We start from the raw sequence: 24114 nt of genomic DNA, 5'->3' as shown, positions 1-24114 counted from the left end.
CTATGGACAACATCGTCGTTGCCGACAAGCAAACCGCCGCCGTTACCCAGAACGCCTGGGGCAATCTGAGCCTGAAAGGGCCGGGCCTGGTGCAGATGCCAGTGCCGCCCGGCGAAGTGGCCACCGTCACTCGCAGCGGCCAGGACCTGATCGTCACGCTCAAGTCGGGCGAAAAAGTCACCATCGGCAACTTCTTTGTAGTCGACGCGGCGGGCGAGCAGAGCGACATGGTCTTCGTCGGCGAAGACGGCACGCTCTGGCACGCCCAGTACAACGCAGAGGCCTTTACCGGTTTCACCTTCGAGGACATCGCCTCGCTGGATGAGCTGATGGCCGGGGTCGGCGTTGCCGGCAGCGGGACCAACACCTTTGCCATCGCCGCCCTGGGCTTGCTGGGCGCCGGTGGCGCTGCGGCGGCAATCGGCGGTGGTGGTGGCGGCGGTGGCGGTGGCAGCAGCGGTGGCAGCTCACCGAACCCTGGCGACACCACCGCACCCGCCAGCCCGATCGATCTATTGGTCTCGCCTGATGGCCTGCGCCTGAGCGGCCGGGGCGAAGCCGGCACCACGGTCAACATCCGTGACGCGGCGGGCAACCTGATCGGCACCGGCACAGTCGGTGCCGACGGCCGTTTCGATGTCACCCTGAGCCCGCCACAAACCAACGGCCAGGCGCTCGAGGTGACCCTTACCGATGCTGCCGGCAACACCTCAGCGCCTGGCAACACGACGGCCCCGGACATCGATACGCCGCCGGTCGACACCACTGCGCCGAATGCGCCAACCGATCTGGTCATCGCCGGTGCCGGCAAACAACTCAGCGGTCGCGGCGAAGTGGGCACCACCGTGCAGGTGCGCGATGCTGACGGCAACCTGCTGGGCAGCGGTACCGTCGGCGCCGACGGCACCTTCCAGATCAGCCTCGACCCTGCCGTGCTCGACGGCAGCACGTTGCAGGTCACCCTCACCGATGCGGCCGGCAACGTCTCCGCCGCCGGCAGCGTGGTGTCGCGCGACCTGCTTGCACCTGCGCAGCCCACCGACCTGCAACTGAGCAACGGTGTCACCCTGACCGGTAAAGGCGAGCCAGGCACCACGGTGCAGGTCCGCGACGCCTCAGGCGCCCTGATCGGCAGCGGCGTCGTGGCTGCCGACGGCAGTTTCAGCCTGACGTTGAATCCGCCCCAGGCCAACGGTGAAGCGCTAGACGTGCGCCTGGTCGACGCCGCCCAGAACACCTCGGCGCCACTCCAGTTCAATGCCCCCGACACCACCGCCCCAGCCGCTGTCAGCGGCCTGGTTGTCGGTCCGGATCGGCAAGTATTGGGCGGCCGCGGTGAGCCCGGTGCCACGGTCGAGGTACGCGACAGCAATGGCCTGCTGCTCGGCAGCGGCACGGTAGCTGCCAACGGTACCTTCCTGATCGAGCTCAACGGCGCCGTGCAGCCAGGCGAGCGCCTGAACGTGGTGCAGACCGACGCCAGCGGCAATGCGTCAGCGCCGCTGCAGTTCGATGTGCCCCTTACCACTACCCCAGTCAGCCCGAGTGACCTGAGCATCGCCGCCAATGGCAGCTCGCTCAGCGGCACCGCCCCGCCTGGCAGCCGCATTCAGGTGCGTGACGCCAATGGCAATGTAATCGGCAGCGTGGTCGTCGGCGCCGAAGGCACCTTTATCGTGGTGCTCAATCCTGCTCAGGCCAACGGTCAGTTACTCGACGTAGTTGCTCTTGATGGCAACGGCGGCGTGTCCCTGCCAGTGCAGATCAGCGCACCGGATATCACCGCGCCCGCTGCCCCCAGCCAGCTTGTGGTCAGCGCTGATGGCAGCCAGCTCAGCGGCCGCGCCGAGCCTGGCAGCACGGTGCGAGTGGTGGGCGCCAATGGCGTTGAACTCGGCACAGCTGTGGTCGGCCCAACCGGCGTGTTCACCATCGCCCTGAATCCGGCCCAGGTCGACGGCGAAGCACTGCAGGTTACCGCCACCGATGCCAAGGGCAATCTCTCCGCGCCCGGCAGTGTCAGCGCACCCGACCTGGACAGCCCCGACACCACTGCACCGAACCCGGCCAGCGGACTCGCTATCAGCGGAGACGGGCGTACGGTATCGGGTCGCGGCGAGCCTGGCAGCACCGTCAAGGTGCTCGACGCTCAAGGCAATCTGCTCGCGATCGGCACCGTCCTGGCCGACGGCAGCTTCAACCTGCAACTGCCTGCTGCAGTTACCAATGGCTCAAGCCTGCAAGTTACCCTGACCGACGCCGCTGGCAATGCCTCGGCCCCAGCTACGCTGCTCAGCCCTGACCTGCAGGCCCCCGCCCAGCCTACAGACATCAGCCTCAGCGCTGGCGTGACCCTAAGCGGCAGCGCCGAACCAGGCGCCCGGGTGGAGGTGCGCGACGCCAATGGCGACTTGCTCGGCAGCGCCATCGTAGCTGCCAACGGCACCTTCACCCTGACCCTCAACCCACCTCAGGCCAATGGTGAAGTGCTCGATATCCGCGTCATCGACCTGGCCGGCAACGCATCGACGCCGCTGGCCTATGACGCCCCGGACATCACTGCGCCAACGATAATCAGCGGCGTGACCGTGGGCAATGGCGGTCTGACCATTGCCGGTCGTGGTGAAGCAGGTGCCATCGTCGAGGTGCGGGATGCCAATGGCGCCCTGCTCGGCACTGGCACAGTCGGCGCCAACGGCACCTTCCTGTTCGACCTGGATACCCCCGCCGCTGCGGGCCAGGCGATCAGCCTGGTGCAGAAGGATGCCGCCGGCAACACCTCGCCGGAACTCGACCTGACCGTACCCACTACACCCATCCCGGCGACCCCGAGCAATCTCAGCCTGGCCGCGGACGGCAGCTCGATCAGCGGCAGTGCTACCCCGGGTACGCGGATTGACGTTCGTGATGCCCAAGGCAATGTCCTGGCCAGCACGGTGGTCGGCGCGGGCGGTACCTTCACCCTACCGCTGAACCCGGCGCAAGCCAACGGCGAATTGCTCGACGTGGTTGCGGTGGATGGCGCCAGCAGTTCGCTGCCAGCGCAGATCACTGCCCCGGATATCACCCCGCCAGGCGAAGCCAGCGACCTGCAGATCAGCGCCAACGGCGTGACTCTGACCGGGCGCGGCGAAGCCGGCGCCACAGTAGAAGTGCGCAACGCTCAGGGCAATCTGCTGGGCACTGCGCTGGTAGGCGCCAATGGCGTATTCACCGTCACCCTCGTCCCCGCCCAGACCGATGGCCAGGTGCTTGACGTCGAGCTGCGCGATGCGGCGGGCAACGAGTCCAGCGCCAGCGCAACTGCGCCGGACCTCGACGGCCCGTTGCAACCGGCGCAGATGGCACTGGATATCGCCGGCACCCAACTGACCGGTGTCGGTCAGGCCGGCTCGCTGGTCACCGTGCGGGCTGCCGACGGTACCGTGCTGGGCAGTAGCACCGTAGGCGCCGACGGCAACTTCAGCGTGACCCTCAACCAGCCCCAGCGCAACGGCGAGAAACTGACCGTCGAAGCCACCGACAGCCGCGGCAACAGTGCCGGTCCGGTCGACTTCACTGCGCCCGACACTCAGGCACCGGAGCCGATCAGCAATGAGGCGATCAATGGCACCGGTAGCCAGATCACAGGCCTTGGCGAACCCGGCGCTACCGTAACCGTACGCGCCGCTGACGGTACAGTGCTCGGCAGCGCGGTAGTGCAAGCCAACGGCGGCTTCACGATTCCCCTCAGCCCAGCCCAGAACAACGGCCAGGCACTGACCGTCGAGCAGCGCGATCCGGCGGGCAATATCTCCACCACAGTGCCCGTCACCGCCCCTGACGGCCAGGCCCCCGATGCGCCCACCGGCCTGGTATTGGCGGCGGACGGCAGTGTGCTCAGTGGACGCGGTGAGCCAGGCAGCGTCGTCACCGTGACCGGCACTGGCGGCGTCATCCTTGGCAGCGCAACCGTGCAGGGCGATGGCAGCTTCCAGGTCGCCCTCAACCCCGTCCAGCTCAACGGCCAGACCCTGACCGCCACGCAAAAGGACCAGGCTGGCAACATCTCCGAGCCGGACACCCTGACCGCGCCAGACCTGCAAGCTCCTGAAGCTGCTCAAGGGGTGCAACTCAATGCGGGCGGCAACCTGATCAGCGGTCAGGCCGAACCCGGCACGACGGTTCAGGTGCGCGACCCGAACGGGGACCTCATCGGCAGTGTGGTGGTACCTGACAACGGCAGCTTCAGCCTCCCGCTCAACCCCGTGCCGGTCGCGGGCGAGCAGTTGTCGGTAACTGTCACCGACCTGCAAGGGCAGACCTCCCCGAGCGTGCCGATCAACGCCATCGACACTACTGCCCCGATCCTGCCAACCGGCGTGCAGGTCAACGCCGATGGCACCCAGGTCAGTGGCAGGGGCGAAGCGGGCAGCACGGTCGAAGTGCGTGACGCTGCCGGCACTGTGATCGGCAGCACCACCGTGCCGCCAAGCGGCAATTTCAGCGTCATTCTCGACCCAGCACAGAAAGACGGCCAGGGCTTGAGCGTGGTCGCCACCGATGGCCGCAATGAATCCGATGTGGTGCCAGTCACCGCGCCCGACCTGACCCCGCCAGCCCTGCCCAACGGCGTCAGCGTGGCCAATGACGGCACGGTCACCGGCACTGCTCCAGGTGCCACCGAGGTGATCATTCGCGATGCCAACGGCATCGAGTTGATCAGAGGGGATGTCGAGGCAGACGGTAGCTTCAGCGTGCAGCTGCCAGGCAGCCAGAACAACGGTCAATCGCTGCTGCTGGAGGCTGTCGATGCGGCCACCAACACCAGCCCGGTGCTGCCGATCACCGCCCCTGACACCACCATACCCGCAGAAGCGACCGATATCAGCGTCAGCCCTGATGGCACCAGCGTCAGCGGCAACGCCGAGCCCGGCAGCACGGTGATCGTGCGTGACGCTGACGGCAAAGACATAGGCAGCGTGGTGGCAGGCCCGGACGGCAGCTTCGTGGTGCCGATCAACCCGCCGCTGGCCAGCGGCGACAGCGCCACTGTAGTGGTCAAGGACCCGGGCGGCGAAGCCAGCACACCGCTGGCCGGCCCGGATGGCAGCGAAGTCGCAACACCGACCGACCTCGACCTCAGCGCTGACGGCTTCGTCCTGACCGGCATGGGCACAGTCGGTGCACTGATCACTGTGACCTCCGCCGGCGCCACCCTGGGCACTGCGACGGTGGGCAGCGATGGTATCTTCCGGGTGTTCTTCAGCAACGCTCAACTCAACGCCCAGACCCTGCAGGTCAACGCGCGCTTTGGCGCAGGCAAACCTTCGGTACCGGCTATCGTCACGGCTGAGGACACCACGGCGCCTGATGCGCCAACACAACTGGCGATTGACCGCAGCGGCAGCCTGCTGACGGGTCGCGGCGAGGTCGGCGCGACCGTTTCGGTAGTGGATGCCAATGGCACCCTGCTCGGTTCGGCGACGGTCGGCAGTACCGGCCTGTTCAGCATCAGCCTCACTCCGCCACAAGCCAATGCGCAGTTGTTGACCGTCACCCAGAGCGACGCCAGCAACAACGTTTCGCTGGCAGCGACGACCACTGCGCCAGACCTGCAGGCGCCCCTGGCGGCCAGCGGCGTCAGCCTCAATAGCGCAGCTACCGTGGTCAGCGGCCAGGGCGAAGTCGGGGCCATCGTCACCGTGCGCGACGCCAGTGGCGCGGTGCTGGCTAGCGGTACCGTCAACCCGTCCGGCCAGTTCCAGATCACCCTGCCGGCAGCGCAAACCAGCGGCGCGCCCCTGCAGGTCACCCTGAGCGATGCGGCTGGCAATGTTTCTGCTCCCGCCAGCCTGGCCACACCCGATCGCACGCCACCTGCGGCGGTCACCCAAACCGTGCTCAGCGCCGACGGCCGTCAGCTTTCCGGTCTGGGCGAAGCCGGTGCCAGTGTCGAGGTGCGCAACAGTGCCGGCACCTTGCTTGGCACAGCCACAGTGGGTGCCGACGGGCGCTTCAGCGTGACGTTCGACAGCCCACAGGCCAGCGGCCAGCCGATCGGCGTGACCCAGCAGGACGCCGCGGGCAATACCTCACCCGCGACCTCGGTCAACACGCCTGACCTGACCCCACCGGCACCGCTGACCAACCTGATGCTCAACAACAATGGCCTGACCTTGACCGGCCTGGGCGAGCCCGGCGCCAGCGTCACGGTGCGCGGCCCGGACGGCACCATCATTGGCAGCGGCAACGTCGCCGCCAACGGCAGCTTTACCCTGACTCTGGATAACGCACAACTCAACGCCCAGCGCCTGAGCGTGACCCAGAGCGACGCCAGCAACAACATCTCAGCGCCTGTGGCCGTGACAGCTCCGGACCTGACCCCTCCCGCAGAGCCTGCCAATCTGCTGTTGGCCAGTAACGGCGTGCAACTGAGCGGCACCGCCGAGGCGGGCAGTACGGTCACTGTCCGCGACAGTGCCGGCAATGTTCTCGGTAGCGTGGTCGCGGCCAGCAATGGCACCTTCCAGGTCACCCTCAACAGCGTCCAGGCCAACGGTCAAACCCTGCAAGTGACCGCCACCGACGCCGCCGGCAACGTGTCCCAACCCGGTAACTTCACCGCACCTGACACTACCCCGCCCGCCGCCGTCGCCAACCTCGCCGTGGCCGCCAATGGCGCCAGCCTGGCCGGCACCGGCGAAGCTGGCGCAACGGTGGCAGTGCGGGCAGCCGATGGCACCTTGCTGGGGACCGGTACAGTGGCTGCGGACGGCCGTTTCACGGTCAATCTGAGCCCGGCGGCAATCGTCGGCAGCAATCTCAGCGTGGTCCAGAGCGACGCCAGCGGCAACGCCTCGCCCGCCGAAACCGTCACTGCCCCAGGCAGCCTGGCGCCGGATATCCCCGGTAATCTGCTGCTGGCCGCAGATGGCCTCAGCGTGACCGGCAGCGGCACTCCCGGCAGCACGGTCACGGTGTACGGCCCAGGCGGCGTAGTGCTTGGCACTGCGGTGGTAGCGGCAGGCGGCACCTTCACGGTGGCGCTCAACAGCGTCCAGGCCAACGGTGAAACCCTGCAGGTCGGCGCAGTCGGCACCGACGGCAGCGCTTCGCTGCCGGCCACCCTGCAGGCGCCGGATACCACTGCGCCGCAGCCGCTCAGCGAACTGCAACTGGCCAGTGATGGGCTGACCTTAACCGGCCGTGGCGAGCCCGGCGCCCGGGTCAGCATCAGCGGCCCTGGAGGCGTCGATCTGGGCGAAGGGGTGGTCGGCGCCGACGGCCGGTTCAGCCTGCAACTGACTGCTCCGCAGCGCAATGGCGAGGCGCTCAACGCCAGCCAGACCGATGCCGCCGGCAACGAATCCAACAGCGTCAGCCTGACCGCACCCGATCTGCTCGCCCCGAACGCACCGGGCAACCTCGCCGTCACCGGCGGCGGCACCCTGCTCGACGGCACCGGCGAAGCTGGCAGCAAAGTCACTGTGCTGGCCGCTGACGGCAGCGTCATCGGCAGCGGCATCGTGCGTGATGACGGCAGTTTCCAGGTCTCGCTCAATCCGATCCAGGCCAACGGCCAAAGCCTGCAGGTCGTGCTCACTGACAACGCCGGCAACCAATCGCCGGCGGCCAGCACCACCGCGGCCGATATCACCGCACCGGATGCGCTGACGGCGCTGGCGATTGCCAGCGACGGCGCGACCCTGACTGGTCGCGGCGAGGCCGGGGCCACGGTCAAGGTCAGCGGCCCGGATGGCGCGCCGCTGGGCGAAGCACTGGTCGATGCCAACGGCTTCTTTACCCTCACCCTCAACCCTGCCCTGGGCAATGCCGAACGGCTCAGCCTGACCCAGACCGACCTGGCCGGCAACGTCTCTGCGCCAGCAACTCTCGATACGCCTGACTTCACCCCGCCGGCGCAGCTCACTGCGGTGACTATCAGTACCGACGGCAGCATGATCGCCGGCCGCGGTGAAGCCGGCGCAACCGTCACCGTGACCGATGCCAACGGCACGTTGCTGGGCACTACCAAAGTGCTTGCCGACGGCAGCTTCGAGGTCATGCTCACGCCCGCGCAGATCAACCAGCAAGTGCTCGCGGTGCAACAGGCCGACCCGCCCGGCAACATCAGCCAGCCGGTCAACGTCGAGGCACCTGACCTGACCCCACCTGAGGCACCTGCGCAACTGCAACTGAATGCCGATGGCAGCCAACTCAGCGGCGTCGGCGAGCCAGGCAGTACCGCCAGGGTCTACCTTGGCAGCAGCCAGATCGGCACCGTGCAGGTTGGCGCCGATGGCAGGTTCGTGGTGGCATTGAACCCGCCGCAGAACAACGGCCAGCAACTGCAGGTGACCCTTGAGGATGCCAAAGGCAACCTGTCGCCAAGCATCCCGGCGACCGCGCCGGATACCACTCCACCTCCTGCCGTCGACGCCACCATCAACGCCAGCGGCACCCAGCTCAAAGGCTCCGGTGAAGCCGGCGCACGGCTGACCGTACTCAACGACAAGGGCGACCTGGTCGGTCAGGGCAGCATCGCCGCCGATGGCACCTTCGTCCTCAACCTGTCACCGGCGCAACTTGACGGCCAGGTGCTGAGCATCGTTGCCCAGGATGCTACCGGCAATCCGTCGCCGGCCTTTGCCGTCACGGCACCTGACCTGACCCCGCCAGCGCAACCCACTGGCCTCTCCGTGAACTCTGAGGGCACACTGCTCATCGGCACTGGCGAGCCCGGCAGCTTCATCACAGTACGTGCCCCGGACAACACCGTGGTCGGTTCCATCCAGGTCCCCCCAGGCGGTAACTTCAGCGTGCCCCTCGACCCGCCACAAAACAACGGCCAGATACTCGACGTGGTTGCTACTGACGCCGCCGGCAACGCCGCGCTGGCGGTGACTGTCACGGCTGAAGACACCAGCCCACCGGCACCGGTCAGCAACCTGGTGATCGATGCGACCTACAGCGTACTCAGCGGCCGCGGCGAAGCCGGCGCCAGTGTGATCGTCAGCCAGAACGGCGTGCAGATCGGCGAGGGCACCGTACTCGCCAACGGCACGTTCCAGATCGAGCTCGATACCCTGGCCCTGCCAGGTATAGAACTCAGCGTGGTGCAGACCGATGCCGCGCAGAACCCTTCGCTGCCGGCCGACTACACCCCGCCGCTGGTACCGCTGACCGCCGCGCCGCTCAATGTCGCGCTGATTGCCAATGGCGAAACCCTGACAGGTACCTCAATCCTCGGCGCCAGCATCACCGTCTACAACGCGGCGGGTCAGGTCATCGGCGAGGCCTTGGTCGTTCAAGCCAACGGTAGTTTCAGCGTTACGCTGAACCCACCGCAACGCAACGGCGAGGTGCTCTCGGTAACCGCCGACGCGGCCGACGCCGGTGAATCGGCTCCGGTCATTGTCCAGGCCGGTGATACCACTCCACCTGCGATACCGGTAGTCAGCGCACTGTCCAGCAACGGTCTGGTCCTGACCGGCACCGGTGAGGCGGGAGCCACCGTGTTCGTACGGGATACCCAGGGCAATCTGCTCGGCAGTGGCCAGGTCAACGCTGGCGGCGCCTTCAGCATCAATCTCAATGCGCCACAGCTCAACGGTCAGATCCTTGAGGTCAGCCAGCGCGACGCTGCCCTCAATCTGTCCGACAATGTGGGCTTCATCGCCCCTGACGTGCAGGCGCCCAACCCGCCAGGCAACTTGCTGGTCAATGGCTTGGGCACCCAGCTCAGTGGCACGGGCGAAATCGGTGCCACCGTTAGCGTGTTCTCGGCTACAGGCACACCGCTGGGCACCGCCGTGGTCGGTCCCAACGGGCAATTTACCGTCAACCTCACCGCTACCCAGAACGACGGCCAGGTGCTGACCGTGCGCCAGGCCGACGCCGCTGGCAATATCTCCGGCACCACCACCATCGGCGCGCCGGACACTACGCCACCGCCCGCCCCCACCGCCACCATCAATGCTGCTGGCACCTTGGTCAGCGGCGCCGGCATCGCCGGCAACAAGATCACCGTGCTCGGCGCCGGCGGCGTAGTGCTGGGCAGCGCCATCGTCGGCGCCAACGGCCTGTTCGTGGTCAGCTTGCTGGCGGCGCAGGTCGACAACCAGGCCTTGACGGTCAACCAGAGCGATGCCGCGGGCAATACCTCCGGGGTGGCCCTGACTGCCCCGGACATCACCCCACCCGCCATCGCCAGCAATCTGGTGATCAATGCCGACGGCAGCGTCATCACCGGGCGCGGCGAGCCTGGCGCGACGGTGACGGTGCGCGGTCCCAGCGGGGTCGTTTCGCAGCCTGCCACGGTCAATCCGGACGGCACCTTCACGGTCACCCTGAGCCCTGCCCAGGATAACGGCCAAGCCCTTTCGATCACCCTTACCGACCCGCGCAACAATGTCTCCGCCGGGGTTGCGCTGATCGCGCCGGACGTCGACGCCAACGCGCCTGTCTCGGCCAGCGACAATCTGGCGGTAGCCACGGTGAACCTGGCCCCGGTCATCACCACCAAGACCTTCACCGACAGCTTCAGCACGCTGTTGTCCGGCTTCTCGAAAACCTTCACCTGGACGGTCGCCGCCGGCACTACTGCCGACCCGACCCTGACCCTCAGCACCAGCAGCGCCTTGGCCTTGCTCGACGGCGCGACCTACACCCTGCAGGTCAAGAATGCTGCTGGCGGCTGGGTCACCCTCGCCACCGGCAGCAGCCAGGGGCTGCTCGACCTGATCCTGCTGCCGCTGGGCCAGGGTCTGCAGGTCAATATCGGCGAACTGCTGGCGGGTGACTACCGGCTAACGGTCAACAGTACCGGTATCGGTCTGCTGACCACAGTCACCACCAGTCTGGACGTGCAGTCCACCAGCCTGAGCCAGTTCACCGGCACCGGCACGCCGACCACCGGCAACGTCCTCAGCGACCCTGGCACCAACGGCAGCGTCGACCAGACCGGCCCGGACAACGGCGCGGTGGTGCAGGTACTGAAAAACGGCAGCTACGTCTCCGCCGGCGCCGCCACCGAAGTGCAGGGTCTGTACGGCACCTTGCTGATCCGCGCCGATGGCAGCTACAGCTATACCCCCAACGGCAGCCCGTCGAGTGTGGGCAAGGTCGATGTGTTCAGCTATCAGCTGCTGCATGCCAACGGCCTCAAAGACACCGCCAATCTCTACGTGCGCATCGACAGCCCACAAGCCACCGAGATCTGGAACGACAACAACTACAGCGCGCCAGCCACCGTGGTCGACGCGGTCAACGACCTCGACAGCACCGGTATCAGCCTGGTCAACCGTGAAACCAGCGGCAGCGCCAACCTGGCCAACCTGAGCTTGCCGCTGATTGGCAACCGCTCGGTAACGTCGGCAACCAATACGGTTGCGGTCGACACCACTGCCGATCTGCAGGTAGTGCTCAACTCGAGCAATCTGCTCGGGCTGCTCAACGGCACCAAGATCGAGCTGCTCAAGCTCAATCCGGCAACAGGTCTGTATGTAGTTGAGCAAACCGTTACTGGCGGCTCACTGGTCAGCCTGCTCGGCGGCGGCGCGGCGTACACCTTCCAAGACAAGGGGCCAGGTTCGTATCAAATTCGCGTCAGCGCCGGCGGCATTGGCCTGGCCGCTTCGATTGCCACCACTATCAACACCACCACGACCTACACCAAGGAATTCGTAGTCAGTGGCTACACCCCGGTCAGCGGCAACCTGCTCAACGACACCACCGGTACCGGCAGCGATACCCTCGGCTCCAGCCTGACCGTGCTCAGCGTGCTGGTGGCGGCCAACACCTATGCCATCCCCGGCTACAACGGCATCAGTGTCACCGGCACCTACGGCACGCTGCTGGTGCAGGCAGATGGCAGCTACAGCTATACCCTCAAGCCCGGCCTGAGCGCTGCCGTGATTGGCCAGCAGGACACCTTCACCTACGAACTGACCCACCCCAACGGCACCACCGACACCGCCACCCTGACCATTGGCCTGAACAACGCAGCAGCCTTCACCGCTACCTCGGCGCTGCTGGCCGGCGGCGACGATGACGCCGGCGCGCTGTTCAGTGTGGCCGCCGCCACTGCGGTCGAAGGGCTGCACGGCGGCGATAGCAACGACCACCTCGACGGCAGTCAGGGTGGGGCAATCAGCCTGACCGGCGGCGCCGGTGACGACACACTGGTGATCGTCGATCAGCAGTTCACCAACGTCGACGGCGGCAGCGGTACCGACACCCTGTTGTGGGCCGGCGGCGATGCCAGTATCGACCTCGGCAGCCTGGTTGGGCGCCTGCACGACATCGAGGTGATCGACCTCAATGACAGCAGTTCGGTGACCTTGAGCCTGAGCCTGGCCGACGTGGTGGCGGTGACCGAAAGCGCCAACGACACTCTGCTGATCAAGGGTGACAGCAACGATACCGTGCAGCTCAGCGACAACTGGACCCTGACCGGCCAGCAGAATGCCGACGGTATCGACTATACCCAGTACACCGCTCAGGAGGATCCAAGCCACCACTTGTGGGTACAGAACGGCATCCACGTTGTTTGAAGCTGATGAATCCCGCCGGGCAACCGGCGGCAAGGACGACCAGCAGTAAGGGAAACCTGTGAAGCGAGGCTGTCAGCTGTCACCGCTGTTACTGGGAGCCCTCGGGCTCCTCGCGTGCAACCTCTACCCGGTCGCCATGGCGGCCGATGACATAGACCCGCAACTGCGCCAGATCGGCCCGTCGTTGTTGCGCGATGCTCCGGATGCCGTACCGGCGCGCGCGCCGGTCGGCCAGTCGGCCATAGCTGGCGACCGCCTCGGCATCGACGAGGCGGTGCTGATGGCCGCGCAATGGCACCCCAGCATCGCCGAGGCGGTAGGCAACCTGTACAAACAGGGCGAAGGCATCAACGTCGCCCGCGCTGGTTATTACCCGCAGATTTCCGGCGGCCTGCGCGGCGGCTACGACACCGGCAACGGCGCCGACCGCAGCAGCCAGGCACTAAACCTGTCGCTCAAGCAGATGCTGTATGACTTCGGCAAGGTCGACAACGCCGTCAGCGCCGCCCGCGCCGCTGCCGCCCGGGCCCAGGCCAACATCCTGCTGGTGCTCGATGACCTTGCCCGCGACACCGCCTATGCCTGGATCGAAACCCGCCGCTACGAGCAACTGACAGTGATCGCCCGCGAGCAGATCCGCGGCGTCGGCGACATCGTCGAGCTCGCCCGACAACGCAGCGACATGGGCGCCAGCGCCCGTTCCGACACGGTGCAGGCCGAGTCACGGGTCGAAAGCGCGAGAGCCACCTTCGCTGAATATCAAGCGCAGCACCAACGCTGGCGCTCGACCCTGGCGGCGCTGCTCGGGCGCATCTCGCCACCGGCGCTGGCCGAGGAGTCACCGCGCCAACTGGAGGGTGCCTGCAGCCGCACCCAAGGCGGCGACGAGCGTTTGCCAGCGGTGCTGATGGCCTTGGCATTGCGTGCGCAGTCTCAGGCCGAGTTGGCCCAGGCCAAGGCTGAAGCCTACCCGACCCTGTCGTTGCAGCCGCAGGTCAATCACTACCTGGACAACGAATACGACCGCGACAATTCGCGCCTCGACCGCACCCAGGCCGGCATTTACCTCAACCTCGAAGTGCCGATTTATCAAGGCGGCGCCGTCAGTGCCCGCAGCCGCGCCGCGGGCTATGCGCTGACCTCGGCCGACGCTGCTGAAGACGCCGCTCGCCTGCAGGCCCGCCGCGGCCTGGCTGAGGCGCAAGCGCAGACGGCGGGACTGGCGCGGCGGCTGCGCTCTCTGGAAGCGCGCCAGGTCAGCATCCAGGAGGCGCGCATGCTCTATGGCCGGCAGTACCTGGACCTCGGCACGCGACCGCTGCTCGACCTGCTCAACGCCGAGCAGGAGATCTACCAGTCACGCTTCGAACTGGCCGGCACTCGCTCGGACCTGCTCCGACTGGATATCGATTGCCTCTACAACAGCAGTGCGCTGCGCTCGGCCTTCGCTCTTGAAGGCCGCAGCCTGCAAGGCGTGGAGATTCAACCATGAGCGACACCGTCAACCTTGATCTGCAGCAGACGCAACAGGCCGCGCCTGCGCCGGACGCACCGCCCCGGGCTGACCTCGGACCCTGGCTGGAGGTGATGCTGCAGGTCGCCCACCACTACCGCCTGGACGTCTCGCCGCAGCGCATCCGCTTGGCCGCCATCGAGGATGCGCGGCCGCTGGACGAGATCCTGCGGCACATGGCGCGGCAGGCCGGGCTGACCCTGCGTTTCGTGCGCTTCGATGCCAAAGGCCTGCGCCAGTGGCGCACGCCGATGGTGCTGGAACTCGACGACGGCCAGTTGGCCACGGTCGAGGCGGTTACCGAAGAAAACGATCTGGCAGTGGTGTTCGCCGGTGATCAGGGGCTGACCTCACGGCTGCCCCGTGAGGCGCTGACCGGCCGCATCGTGCGGGTGGCCCTGCTGCGTCCGGCGCGGCCGTTGCGCGATGTGCGCACCGACGACTACACCGCGCCGTATGACCGCCACTGGTTCGCCCGCATCGTCCTGCGCGACCTGCGCCCGTATGGCCAGGTCATGCTCGCCTCACTGGTGGCCAACGTGCTGGCATTGGCCGGGGTGCTGTTCTCGATGCAGGTATACGACCGGGTGATCCCGGCCGAATCGCTGCCGACCCTGTACGTGTTGTTCGGCGGCGTAGTGCTGGCGCTGGTGTTCGACTTCAGCATGCGCCTGCTGCGCCTGAAGGTCACCGACCTGCTCGGCAAGCGCGCCGACCTGCGCATCTCCGACCTGGTCTTCGGCCATGCCCTGCGCCTGCGCAACTCGGTGCGGCCAAAATCTACCGGCTCGTTCATCTCACAGTTGCGCGAACTGGAACAGATCCGCGACCTGATCACCTCGAGCACTGCCACGGCGCTGGCCGATTTGCCGTTCTTCCTGTTGTTCCTGCTGGTGTTCTGGCTGATCGGCGGCGTGCTGGTGGTGATCCCGTTGGCAGCGCTGGTGGCCATGCTCCTGCCCGGCCTGCTCGCGCAACGGCGGCTGGCACGCCTGGCGAATGCGTCGATGCGCGAGTCGGCGCTGCGCAACGCCATGCTGGTCGAGAGCATCCAGGGCATGGACGAGATCAAGGCGCTGCAGGCCGAGGCCCGCTTCGAGCGCCAATGGAACCAGTACAACGCCGCCTGCGCCCACAGCAACCTGCGCCTGCGCACGCTGACCAATGGCCTGGTGACCTGGACCCAGAACGTCCAGGGCGCGGTGTTTGCCGTGGTCATCGTGGTCGGCGCGCCGATGGTGATTGCGGGTGACCTGACCACCGGCAGCCTGGTCGCGGCATCCATGCTGTCGTCGCGGATGATGGCGCCCATGGCCCAACTGACCCACGTGCTGACCCGCTGGCAACAGGCCAAGGTCGCCCTGCAAGGGCTGGACAAATTGATGCAGTCACCAGTCGATCATCCCGAAAGCGAAGCACGCGTGCACCTGCCGGCAATTCGTGGCGAATATCAGCTGCGCCAGGCCACTTTCCGCTACAGCCCTGAAGCACCGCCGGCCCTGAGCATCAGCCAGCTGAACATTCAGCCCGGCGAACGCATCGCGATTCTGGGCCGCAATGGCGCTGGCAAGTCGACCCTGCTGCAGGCCCTGGGCGGGGCGATGGATCTGGTCGAGGGCGAGGTCACGCTCGATGGCATCGCCATGGCCCACCTCGACCCGGCCGACCTGCGCCGCGACGTCGGCCTGCTGGCGCAGTACTCGCGGCTGTTCCACGGCACCCTGCGGGAAAACCTCACCCTCGGCGCCGGCCAGGCCAGCGACCAGGAACTGCTCGCCGCCCTGGCTGCCAGTGGCGCGCTGGAATTCGTCCGGCAATTGCCCAAGGGCATGGACCACCTGGTGCTCGAAGGCGGCGCAGGCTTGTCCGGCGGGCAACGCCAGGCCCTGGTCCTGGCGCGGCTGCTGGTGCGCCAGCCACAGGTGCTGCTGCTCGATGAGCCGACCGCATCGCTGGATGACATCAGCGAACGGCGCCTGCTGGATAACCTCGAGCGCTTCTGCCAGGGCCGCACGCTGATCATCGCCACCCACCGCATGAGCGTCCTGCAACGGGTCGATCGGGTGCTGGTGCTCGATGGCGGGCGGATCATCATCGACGACAAACGTGACGCTGCCCTGTCACGTTTGAGTCAGGGCGGTCAGCCAAGCCAGGGAGGCAAAGCATGAGCAGCCACGAACTTCCGGCATCATACCTGGATGGAGAAGACGACCACGCCGTGCTGCGCGCCGGGCGCATCATCATGGTCTGCGCCTTGATGCTGGCGGCGTTTCTGGCCTGGGCAGCGTGGTTCGAGGTGGTCGAGGTGTCGACCGGCACCGGCAAGGTCATCCCCAGTTCGCGCGAGCAGGTGATCCAGTCGTTTGAAGGCGGCATCGTCGCGCAGATGAACGTCGCCGAAGGCGATCTGGTCGAGCGCGAGCAGGTGCTGGCCCAGCTCGATCCAACCAAGACCTCATCCAGCGTCGGCGAGAGCGAGGCCAAGTACTGGGCAGCGCTGGCCAGCGTCGCCCGGCTGCGCGCCGAGGTCACCGGCAAGCCGCTGAACTTCCCGCCCAGCCTGAGCAAGTCGCCGGAGCTGATCGAGACCGAAACCGCACTGTACCAGACCCGCCGCCGCGGCCTCGAGCAGACCCTGGCCGGCATCGAGGACTCGCTGCGGCTGGTGCGCAGCGAACTGAAAATCACCGAAAACCTGGCCAAGATGGGCGCCTCCAGCCGGGTCGAAGTGATCCGCCTCAACCGCCAGCGCTCGGAGCTCGAACTCAAGGCCAACGAAGCGCGCTCGGACTACCTGGTGCGCGCCCGCGAAGACCTGGCCAGGGCCAGCGCCGAAGCCGACAGCCTCGAGCAGGTGATCCGCGGCCGCAACGACTCGCTGTCCCGCCTGACCCTGCGCTCGCCGGTACGCGGCATCGTCAAGGATATCGAAGTGAATACCCTTGGCGGGGTGGTCCAGCCAGGCGGCCAGGTGATGAAAATCGTACCGATGGACGAGCGCCTGCTGATAGAAACACGCATTGCCCCGCGCGATATCGCCTTCATCCACCCCGATCAGGCGGCCAAGGTCAAGATCAGCGCCTACGACTACTCAATCTATGGCGGCCTCGAAGGCAAGGTGGTGGGTATCTCGCCAGATACCCTGCAGGACGAATTCAAACCCGAGATCTATTACTACCGGGTGTTCATCCGCACCGAACAGGACAGCCTGCAGAACAAGGCCGGCAAACATTTCGCCATTGTCCCGGGCATGATCGCTACGGTGGACATCCGCAGCGGCGAAAAAACCATCCTCGATTACCTGATCAAGCCACTCAATCGAGCCAAGGAGGCCCTGCGCGAACGTTGAAGCGGTTGCCCCAAGACCAACACGGTCCCCGTAGGAGCGGCCTTGCGTCGCGAAAGGCCCGCAAAGCGGGCCCGGCGATTATGTGGTGTTGCGCAGATCCTGGGGCCGCTACGCAGCCCTTTCGCGACACAAGGCCGCTCCTACAGTAGTACGCGTGCGCCGATGATAAAGGATGGCGCTAAAGCCTGAGCCGGGCAGGCCGATAACCCGGCATCCTCCCTATTCTGACTTAGCCGAAGGTTGCCCATGGCCACCCAAAATGCCCGCGCGGACTCGTTGTCGCTGCTGCTGTTCACCCTGCGCAGCGGCAAGCTGATGGCGATCAACCTGCTCAAGGTCAGTGAAATCATCACCTGTCCACAGCTGACCAAGCTGCCCGAGTCGCACCCGCACGTCAAAGGCGTGGCCACTCTGCGCGGCAACTCGCTGTCGGTGATCGATCTGTCGCTGGCCATCGGCGAACGGCCGCTGGCCGACCCCGATGGCGGCTGCCTGATCGTCACCGAGATCAGCCGCTCGCGCCAAGGCCTGCATGTACAGGCCGTCAGCCGCATCGTGCATTGCCTGAGCACCGACATCAAACCGCCGCCATTCGGCTCGGGCAACCGTTCGTTCATCACCGGCGTGACCCGGGTCGACAACACCCTGGTGCAGGTACTGGATATCGAAAAGGTCATCCACGCCATCGCCCCGGCGCCAGCCGAGCCGCTGCCGGGCGAACTCGGCGAGGAAGACGCCAGCCTGCTCGCGGCCGCCAACATCCTGGTGGTCGATGACAGCCAGGTTGCCCTGCAGCAGTCGGTGCACACCCTGCGCGGCCTCGGTATCGAGTGCCACACCGCGCGCAGTGCCAAGGATGCGATCAACGTCCTGCTCGAGCTGCAAGGCACCGAACGCGAGATCAACATCATCGTCTCGGATATCGAGATGTCCGAGATGGACGGCTACGCCTTCACCCGTACCCTGCGCGAGACGCCCGACTTCCAGCACCTGTACATCCTCCTGCACACCTCGCTGGATAGCGCCATGAGCAGCGAGAAGGCGAAGAATGCCGGCGCCAATGCGATCCTCACCAAGTTCTCCTCGCCCGACCTCACCGAGTGCCTGGTCACCGCAGCGCGCACCGTGGTATTTGCCGAACGGTAACACCTGGTTGCCATTTGCCCGGCGCACACCGCCAGCTGCATGCCCAGCGGGTGACGAGTCAGGCATAATCGGCGCTCCCTGGGCAATTGTTACCGGTACCCTGTATGAAGTGTTTGCGCTACCTCCTCGCTGTCTGCGCCCTGAGCAGCGGTGTCGCCCAGGCTTCCAGCAGTGAAGCCTGGAACGAATATCGCCAGCAGATGCTCAAGGACTGCCTGGCCGCCAGCCAACTGAAAGACGCCCACGCCCGCGGCAAACCCACCGAGTTCGATGATCGGGTCGGCTACAGCGCCCTGCTGATCGAAGGTATCTACCCGCAAAAACACATGAAAAAGCGCACCGGCACCGAGCTGTGCCTGTATGACCGTGCGCACAAGCAGGCCTACGTCAGCGAGTGGAACCCCAGCGCCAAGTGAATCCACCCATTCGTTTTGCCTGCACTGGCTGTGGCAAATGCTGCACCGGCCACCATGTGCCACTGACCCTCGCCGAGGCCCGCCAATGGGTGGCCGCAGAGGGGCAGGTAGTGGTGTTGATCGAAGGCTTCGTCAGCGATGGCCCAGGCATGCCGCTGGACCAGCGCGAACATGTGCTGGGTCGCTCATATCCAGTCAGTTGCGGCGCAGCCGAGCTGCGCGTGTCGGTGACCTTTGCCGCGTTCAACCCTGGCCGCTGCCGCAACCTCGATGAACACGACCTGTGCCGCATCTATGAAACACGGCCGCTGGTGTGCCGGATCTATCCCGCCGAGATCAATCCGCATCTGCCGCTGCGGCCGGAGAACAAGGACTGCCCGCCCGAGGCATGGCAACAAGGCCCTGAATTGATCCATGGGCAGATGCTGGCCGATCCGCAGTTGGTCGCACTGATCGCCGCGTCACGCCAGGCCGACCGCGACGACATCGCCACCAAGGTGGCCATCTGCGAAGCGCTGGGGATGAACACCAGTGCCCTGAAAGGCAACGGCTTCACTGCGTACCTGCCGGACATGGGCGCATTCAGCACAGCGCTGGAGCAGGTCACCAGCGCTGAGCGTGCTGCCTGGAGCGTGCATGTGGTCGACCCGGCGCTGAGCGCCGAGCTGCTCGAACATGGCCTGCGCACGACCGCCGAGACGCCGCAGTACTACGCCTTTATCGGTTTCTGAACGACACTGCAGTGCGGCGCAGGCATTGAGCGCGCCGCTGTGCCGGGCAAAACTGTCAGGGCTGACAGCTGGCTGTCACCCTGGCGACCCGGTTGCCGGGCTATAAGCTGTGAGTAGACCAAAGCGTTTCCCCCTTCCCTTCGGCTACGGTACCCGACCCGATGCGACGTCCGTCCCGCTCTGTGATTGTGCTGTGTATTGCGCTGATCGTCCTGCTCGCGCTTGCCTGGTGGTTCAGCCAGCGCCAGGCAGCGACGCAGAATCACGCGCCCAGCGCAGTGCCGGTGCGGGTGACCAAGGTGGCGCAGCAGGACGTGCCGCGCTTCGCCACGGCGATCGGCAGCGTGCTGTCGCTGCACAACGTGCAGATCCGCCCGCAGGTCGACGGCATTCTCACCCAGGTGCTGGTCAAGGAAGGTCAGTGGGTCAAGCAGGGCGATCTGCTCGCGGTCATTGACGACCGGGCCATCCGCGCCAGCCTCGATCAGGTCCGCGCCTTGCTCGAGCAGAGCCAGGCGCAGTTACAGGTGGCTGCGGTCGATCTCAAACGCTATCGCTTGCTCAGCAGCGATGACGGCGTATCGAAGCAGACCTTTGACCAGCAACAGGCGCTGGTCAAGCAGCTGCAGGCAACCGCTAAAGGCAATCAGGCGGCCATCGTCAACGCGCAGGTGCAGCTGTCGTACACGCAGATCCGCTCGCCGGTGACCGGGCGAGTCGGTATCCGCAATGTCGACCCCGGCAATCTGGTGCGCAGCAGCGATACCCAGAGCCTGTTCAGCGTGACCCAGATCGATCCGATTGCAGTCGAGTTCGCCCTGCCGCAGCAACTGCTGCCCACCTTGCAGCAGTTGCTCAAGGCACCCGAGCCGGCACTGGTGCAAGCGTTCATGGATGCCGACAATCAGCGCACGCTGCTCGGTGAAGGCCGCCTGGCCTTGATCGACAACCAGATATCAGCCAACACCGGCACCCTGCGCATCAAGGCCGAGTTCGATAACAAGGACGGCCTGCTCTGGCCCGGCCAACTGGTCACGGTCAAACTGCGCACAGGGCTTGATCGCGGCGCGCTGGTGGTGCCACCGCCGGTGGTGCAACGCGGCATCGATGGCCACTACGTCTATCGCCTGGACGGCGACAAGGTCACCAGCGTGCCGGTCAAGGTGCTGTTTCAAGACAGCGACCTGACCATCATCAGCGGGGTAGCCGCCGGCGACCAGTTGGTAGTCGATGGCCAGTCGCGGCTCAAACCTGGCGCGCGCGTCGAAGTGCTCGGCGATTCACCCGCCAGCACTGAGCTGGCCGAGCGCAGGCTACAGCCATGAACAGCCGCAACGGCCTCTCGGCCTGGTGCATCGATCACCCGGTGGCAACCCTGCTGCTGACCTTCGCGCTGATCCTGCTCGGCGCGATTGCCTTCCCCAGGTTGCCAGTGGCGCCGCTGCCGGAGGCGGATTTTCCGACCATTCAGGTCACCACCCAGCTGCCCGGGGCCAGCCCTGAAACCATGGCTTCATCGGTAGCCACGCCTCTGGAGGTGCAGTTCAGCGCCATCCCCGGGCTGGCCCAGATGACCAGCAGCAGCGCACTGGGTTCGACCAACCTGATCCTGCAGTTCAGCCTCGACAAGAACATCGACACCGCCGCCCAGGAGGTCCAGGCGGCGATCAACACGGCCACCTCGAAACTGCCCCAGGACCTGCCCAACCCGCCGACCTGGCGCAAGGTCAACCCGGCCGACAGTCCGGTGCTGGTGCTTACCGTCAGCTCGGCACAAATGCCCGGCAACGAACTGAGCGACTACGTCGAGACCTTGCTCGCGCGCCAGCTGAGCCAGATCGACGGGGTCGGCCTGATCAATATTTCCGGCCAGCTGCGCCCGGCCATCCGGGTTCAGGCGCAGGCGGAAAAACTCGCCGCCATCGGCCTGACCCTGGCCGACATCCGCCTGGCCATCCAGCAGACCAGCCTCAATCTGGCCAAAGGCGCTCTGTACGGTGAGCACAGCGTGTCGACCATCAGCGCCAACGATCAGCTGTTTCATCCCGAGGATTACGCCCGGCTGATCGTGTCCTATCGCGATGGCGCACCGGTCTACCTGAGCGATGTCGCCAAGGTCATCGAGGGCGCCGAGAACGCTTACGTCAAATCCTGGGCCGGCGATCAGTTGGGGTTGAATCTGGTGGTGTTCCGCCAGCCGGGGGCGAATATCGTCGACACCGTCGACCGCGTGCTGGCGGCGCTGCCGCGCTTGCAGGAGATGCTGCCGGCCTCGGTCGAAGTGTCAGTACTGCAGGACCGCACCCAGACCATCCGCGCCTCGCTGCACGAGGTCGAGCTGACCTTGCTGATTGCGGTGGTGCTGGTGATCGGAGTGATGGCGTTGTTCCTGCGCCAGTGGTCGGCGACCCTGGTGGTGTCCAGCGTGCTTGGCGTGTCGCTGATTGCCAGTTGCGCACTGATGTACGTGATGGGCTTCAGCCTGAACAACCTGACCCTGGTCGCGATCGTGATTTCGGTCGGCTTTGTGGTCGACGATGCCATCGTCGTGGTCGAGAACATTCACCGTCACCTTGAAGCCGGCGATGACAGCCGTACAGCGGCGATCAAAGGCGCTGGCGAGATCGGCTTCACGGTGATTTCGATCAGCTTCTCGTTGATTGCCGCGTTCATCCCGCTGCTGTTCATGGGCGGTGTGGTCGGCCGGCTGTTCAAGGAATTTGCCCTGACTGCCACCGCGACCATCCTGATTTCGGTGCTGGTCTCGCTGACCCTGGCACCCACGCTCAGCGCCCTGTTCATGCGCAGGCCGAGTGCCGAGCAGCATGGCGGTTTCGGTGAGCGCTTGCTGCGCTGGTACGAAAAGGGCCTGAATCGCGCCCTCGCCCACCAGCGGCTTACCCTCGGCGTGTTCGGCCTGACCCTGGCGCTGGCGGTAGTCGGTTACGTGGCCATCCCCAAAGGCTTCTTCCCGCTGCAAGACACCGGTTTCATCCTTGGCACCAGCGAAGCGGCGGCGGATGTGTCGTACCCGGCGATGGTCGCCAAGCACGAGGCGTTGGCGAAGATCATTGAGGCTGACCCGGCCGTGCGCGCGTTCTCCCACGCAGTGGGCGTGACCGGCAACAACCAGACCATCGCCAACGGCCGTTTCTGGATTGCCCTGAAACCCCGCGGCGAGCGCGACGTCACCGCCAGCGAACTGATCGATCGGCTGCGCCCGCAACTGGCCAAGGTGCCTGGGGTGGTGCTGTACATGCGCGCCGGCCAGGACATCAACCTCAGCTCCGGGCCGTCGCGCACGCAGTATCAATACGTGCTCAAGAGCAACGACGGCGTTGCCCTGAACCTCTGGACCCAACGCCTGACCGAGCGCCTGCGCGAGGTGCCGGCCCTGCGTGACCTGTCCAATGACCTGCAGCTGGGCGCCAGCGTCACCCGCATCGACATCGACCGTCAGGCGGCGGCACGCTTCGGCCTGACCACCACCGATATCGACCAGGCACTGTACGACGCCTTCGGCCAGCGGCAGATCAGCGAATTCCAGACCGAGACCAACCAGTACAAGGTGATCCTCGAACTGGACGCGCGCCAGCGTGGCAAGGCCGAAAGCCTCAACTACTTCTATCTGCGCTCGCCGCTGACCGGCGAAATGGTGCCACTGGCAGCGGTGGCGCATGTCGCTGCGCCGAGTACTGGGCCGCTGTCGATCGCCCATGACGGCCTGTTCCCGGCCGCCAACCTGTCATTCAACCTGGCGCCGGGAGTGGCCCTTGGCGATGCCGTGCGCATCCTCGAGCAGACCCAGCGCGAGCTGGGCATGCCCGATTCGATCAGCGGCAACTTCCAGGGCGCAGCGCAGGCCTTTCAGAGTTCGTTGTCGAGCCAGCCGTGGCTGATCCTCGCTGCGCTGGTGGCGGTGTACATCATCCTCGGCGTGCTCTACGAGAGCTTCGTGCACCCGCTGACGATCATTTCGACCCTGCCCTCGGCGGGGCTCGGTGCGCTGATTCTGCTCTGGGCGATGGGGCAGGACTTCAGCATCATGGGCCTGATCGGCGTGGTGCTGCTGATTGGCATCGTCAAGAAGAACGGTATCCTGCTGATCGACTTTGCCCTGGAGGCTCAGCGCAAACACGGCATGAGCCCGGAGCAGGCCATTCACCAGGCGTGCCTGACGCGCTTTCGGCCGATCATCATGACCACCCTGGCCGCGCTGCTGGGCGCGGTGCCATTGATGTTCGGCTTTGGCACCGGCGCCGAACTGCGCCAGCCGCTGGGCATCGCCGTGGTCGGCGGTCTGCTGGTCAGCCAGGCGCTGACCCTGTTCACGACGCCGGTGATCTACCTGGCGCTGGAGCGCCTGTTCCATCGCCGCCACCGCACCGACGCCGCCGCGCCACGTATCAGCTGAGAGCAGACC

General features: G+C 66.0%; 9 protein-coding genes. All 9 read left to right on the top strand.

What is annotated here, in order from left to right; all coding sequences use genetic code 11:
* Positions 1-2: 2 nt before the first annotated feature.
* The 9 genes from M2396_RS21590 to M2396_RS21550 all read left to right on the top strand — a co-directional run bounded on the left by M2396_RS21590 (position 3) and on the right by M2396_RS21550 (position 24105).
* On the top strand, positions 3-12536 hold the full coding sequence (locus M2396_RS21590) for a BapA/Bap/LapF family large adhesin (protein ID WP_259077871.1): 12534 nt from the start codon (positions 3-5) through the stop codon (positions 12534-12536).
* Between the two features lie 58 nt (positions 12537-12594).
* Positions 12595-14028, top strand: a complete 1434-nt coding sequence (locus M2396_RS21585; RefSeq protein WP_188035375.1) for a TolC family outer membrane protein — start codon at positions 12595-12597, stop codon at positions 14026-14028.
* A complete protein-coding gene (locus M2396_RS21580) occupies positions 14025-16217 on the top strand; it encodes a type I secretion system permease/ATPase (RefSeq protein WP_259077868.1) in 2193 nt (730 codons plus the stop codon). The genes M2396_RS21585 and M2396_RS21580 overlap by 4 nt, the downstream gene beginning before the upstream one ends.
* Entirely contained in the window at positions 16214-17398 is a 1185-nt protein-coding gene (locus tag M2396_RS21575; protein ID WP_259077867.1) for an HlyD family type I secretion periplasmic adaptor subunit, read from the top strand. The genes M2396_RS21580 and M2396_RS21575 overlap by 4 nt, the downstream gene beginning before the upstream one ends.
* A gap of 246 nt (positions 17399-17644) precedes the next feature.
* Positions 17645-18544 (top strand): chemotaxis protein, encoded by a 900-nt coding sequence (locus M2396_RS21570; protein ID WP_101316622.1) that lies wholly within the window; start codon positions 17645-17647, stop codon positions 18542-18544.
* 104 nt (positions 18545-18648) lie between these two features.
* Entirely contained in the window at positions 18649-18960 is a 312-nt protein-coding gene (locus M2396_RS21565) for a hypothetical protein (RefSeq protein WP_101316620.1), read from the top strand.
* Positions 18957-19691 (top strand): YkgJ family cysteine cluster protein, encoded by a 735-nt coding sequence (locus M2396_RS21560; RefSeq protein WP_259077863.1) that lies wholly within the window; start codon positions 18957-18959, stop codon positions 19689-19691. Before M2396_RS21565 ends, M2396_RS21560 begins: the two co-directional genes overlap by 4 nt.
* A 161-nt stretch (positions 19692-19852) precedes the next feature.
* On the top strand, positions 19853-21016 hold the full coding sequence (locus M2396_RS21555; protein ID WP_259077862.1) for an efflux RND transporter periplasmic adaptor subunit: 1164 nt from the start codon (positions 19853-19855) through the stop codon (positions 21014-21016).
* Positions 21013-24105: a multidrug efflux RND transporter permease subunit gene (locus M2396_RS21550; RefSeq protein ID WP_259077860.1), complete on the top strand. Its 3093-nt coding sequence runs from the start codon at positions 21013-21015 to the stop codon at positions 24103-24105. Before M2396_RS21555 ends, M2396_RS21550 begins: the two co-directional genes overlap by 4 nt.
* The last annotated feature ends 9 nt before the right edge of the window (positions 24106-24114 follow it).

Source organism: Pseudomonas sp. BIGb0278, assembly GCF_024809895.1.
GTDB classification, from domain to species: Bacteria; Pseudomonadota; Gammaproteobacteria; order Pseudomonadales; family Pseudomonadaceae; genus Aquipseudomonas; species Aquipseudomonas shirazensis.
This window is presented reverse-complemented; position numbering and strand designations above follow the sequence as displayed.